Origin of the sequence: Wolbachia endosymbiont of Litomosoides brasiliensis, assembly GCF_013366805.1 — a bacterium.
Classification (GTDB): domain Bacteria; phylum Pseudomonadota; class Alphaproteobacteria; order Rickettsiales; family Anaplasmataceae; genus Wolbachia.
In genome coordinates, this window is the sequence record NZ_WQMO01000039.1 from 1 (window position 1) to 2,747 (window position 2,747).

General features: G+C 33.5%; 3 protein-coding genes and 2 pseudogenes. 2 read left to right on the forward strand and 3 right to left on the reverse strand.

The window, feature by feature from the left end:
* Nucleotides 1-168 precede the first annotated feature (168 nt).
* From GO684_RS06105 to GO684_RS05840, 3 genes and pseudogenes are all read right to left on the reverse strand, one after another.
* Nucleotides 169-276 (reverse strand): annotated as a pseudogene (locus GO684_RS06105) (Rpn family recombination-promoting nuclease/putative transposase); the annotation flags it as partial.
* A 214-nt stretch (nucleotides 277-490) separates the two neighbouring features.
* On the reverse strand, nucleotides 491-1,648 hold the full coding sequence (locus tag GO684_RS04915; RefSeq protein ID WP_175939409.1) for an aspartate kinase: 1,158 nt from the start codon (nucleotides 1,646-1,648) through the stop codon (nucleotides 491-493).
* 53 nt (nucleotides 1,649-1,701) lie between these two features.
* Nucleotides 1,702-2,031: pseudogene (locus GO684_RS05840) on the reverse strand (bifunctional folylpolyglutamate synthase/dihydrofolate synthase); the annotation flags it as partial.
* A 25-nt stretch (nucleotides 2,032-2,056) separates the two neighbouring features.
* On the opposite strand from GO684_RS05840, the gene GO684_RS04925 reads away from it, so the two are divergent.
* Both GO684_RS04925 and GO684_RS05660 read left to right on the forward strand, forming a co-directional pair.
* Nucleotides 2,057-2,245 (forward strand): hypothetical protein, encoded by a 189-nt coding sequence (locus GO684_RS04925; RefSeq protein ID WP_175939412.1) that lies wholly within the window; start codon nucleotides 2,057-2,059, stop codon nucleotides 2,243-2,245.
* Nucleotides 2,246-2,302: 57 nt separating this feature from the next.
* On the forward strand, nucleotides 2,303-2,425 hold the full coding sequence (locus GO684_RS05660) for a hypothetical protein (protein WP_255419667.1): 123 nt from the start codon (nucleotides 2,303-2,305) through the stop codon (nucleotides 2,423-2,425).
* Nucleotides 2,426-2,747: the final 322 nt, after the last annotated feature.

The window sequence follows — 2,747 nt, forward strand, 5'->3', positions numbered from 1 at the left end:
AGCTTATAATACAATTGCTTTGCTTGAAAGCACTTTGTGCAAACCTATTACCCCTCTTTCTCACTCTACGATTAAACAACTCTGCAATGCCACTTATTTGATCTACTAATAGTGAGAATTGATATTAGAAAGCTTACACACCCTCTATTTAGCTTTACCGGTTTAATCTACAATATCATTGAGAAAATGAATGAGAATATCCTTGTTTTTCTCAGTGCAAAGATGCTCCAGAAATGCAAAATTGTTTTTTTGGTCTAGAAACTCAGAAAAACCTATAAGAAATTCACTTAAAAAACATTATTAATTATACACTATTTTGCGCAAATATTCAACTTCCTTATGTTTGAAATCTTTACCCTGTATATAGAATAAGGTTTACCAACGATGAAAAGTAGGCTTTTTAACCATTCATGGTTTCTTTCTGCTTTTACTGAATAGGATATTTGCCTTTCTCTATGAAATATTAGAAAGGGAGGATTAAGACATAAGATCAGCCACTTTCTGTACACACTAGCTCAGTATGTAGATCCCTAACTAGAGCTTCGGCACATTCCCTTTGAACGATGATACTGATTTTGGTTTCGGATGCTGTAATCGCAAGTATTTCTATCTTTTTTTCACTCAAGACCTTGAGTGTATGGCACATCACAGACATAACACCAATACCAATTATTGAAATTTTAGCTGCATTATTGTTTATAACATAATCTTTATTCTCGTTTAGCAACCTTTTCATTAAGTCAATATCGAACTCGGAAATTACAATGCTTGATCCATGTATCATATCGATTTTAATGTTTGCCAATGCCATATCTTTTAGAGTGTGCAAATTATTTGCAAGGTTGGTAAAAGTTACAAGAGCTTCATTAGTGCTATAAGTTATTCCGGTAATTGTGTGTTTCTCTAGTACATCATTTTCATGTAATACTGCAGTGCCTTCTATCTCTTTAAAAGTGGATAGTACTTGTACTTTAATGTTATGTTTCATTGCAAGTTGTACTGAACGGTTATGCAATATTTTAGCACCTGATGATGACATCTCCAACATTTCATCGTAAGAGATGGATTTAAGTTTGCGTGCTTTTGGGACAATTTTTGGATCAGCCGTATATATTCCATCGATATCAGTGAAAATCTCACAAACTTTGGCACCAAAAACTACTGCCAGGGCAACTGCTGATATATCAGAACCTCCTCTTCCAAAGGTAGTGATTCTATTATTATATGTGCCCTGAAAACCGGCGATGATCGCCACAGTGTAACCTTCAGCAAAAGATCTTTCCAAATGATCGATCTTTATTGTTTTTATTTTAGACTCGGAATAAGAATCGTCAGTTATAATTGGTAACTGCCAGGCAAGCCAAGATTGGGCATTTACTCCGATAGATAGGAGAGTGATCGCCAATAGGCCACAAGAAATTTGCTCCCCTGCTGAAAGCATAACGTCATATTCTGATAGTTCTTGTTTGTGGCTTAAGTTTGAAATTTGTCTAGCCTGAAAAACCATTTGGTCGGTAAGCCCTGCAACGGCAGAAACAATAACAACTACGCTACAACCATTATCAACATCTTTTTTTATTAAATTTGCAACTCTGGTTAGATCAGTTAACGAAGTTCCACCGAATTTTTTTACGATTATGTTGCCCATAGTTATAATATAGCTTCCTTCAGAGAAAAATATAGTACTAATTGATATAAATTTTAAAAAGCTTGATCATTTTCCATGGCAGAAATCTCTGGCCAGAAATAATGAACCACAAATCAGTATAGTTTTAACATTTTGAATAGGGCTTTTAGTGTGCTTTAGTATAGTAGCATTACTGATTAATTCATATTTAATAGCATTTATTTCTATATTATTGATACTCATTCCCTGATTAAATTTGTATTTGTTGCTTTGGGCTCAGATTTAACACGAACCGTGCATAGTAGCTTGATATAAAGTTTTGGGTGTTCCAAGAATTTTTCCACATTTTTGTTACGAGTAATACCAAAAGCTACATAAATATCTTCAGCAAAATTATCTTTTACCTGCTTATATCAATTCTTATTGTTAGTGGATCAAATAAGTGACATTGCGGAGTTTTTTAATTGCAGAGCGAGAAAGAGAGGTCATAAATTTGTACAAAGTGTTCTAAAGCAAGGCAATTGTATTATAGATTTTGTTACGCAAAATGTTCTGTTTTATATGCAACCAAAATCTCTCAATAGGGTTGGCTTGGGTGGTATGGTGGTAGGTATATAATCTCGATATTTTTAAGTGCCTTTAAATTTTTTTAATTTATGCTAACTAGCATAATTTATGATAGAAAAGACTTCTCGTGATTGCGACATTTGTTCAAGAAATATATTCATGCAATCAGTGTTAACATTTGGTCTAAATAAGCTAGAACTCTCTCCATTTCTAGGATTAACTGCATTGTAGAGATAAAAATTTTATCTACCTAATTGTACTTTAGCCTGTGTTTTAACGCCCTTTTTAAACTATCCGTGTCTAACTTTTGAGAGTGCTAAACCACAATTCATTAAAGAAAAATAACTCTTATTCAGGGTGCTTATACTAATTTCCACTGTACAAGGGATGTATAGACAATAGTAGAAAGGAAACCCTACTGAAGTGGGTAAAATAGCGAAGTTTAAATGGCGTTGAAATCAAAATTATTGGATAAAAGAGTCGTAGAATCAGCAAAAGAAATGCTAAAGGAAGCGTGAAATAACGCATGTGTTGTAAAAAAACTAAATGCTGT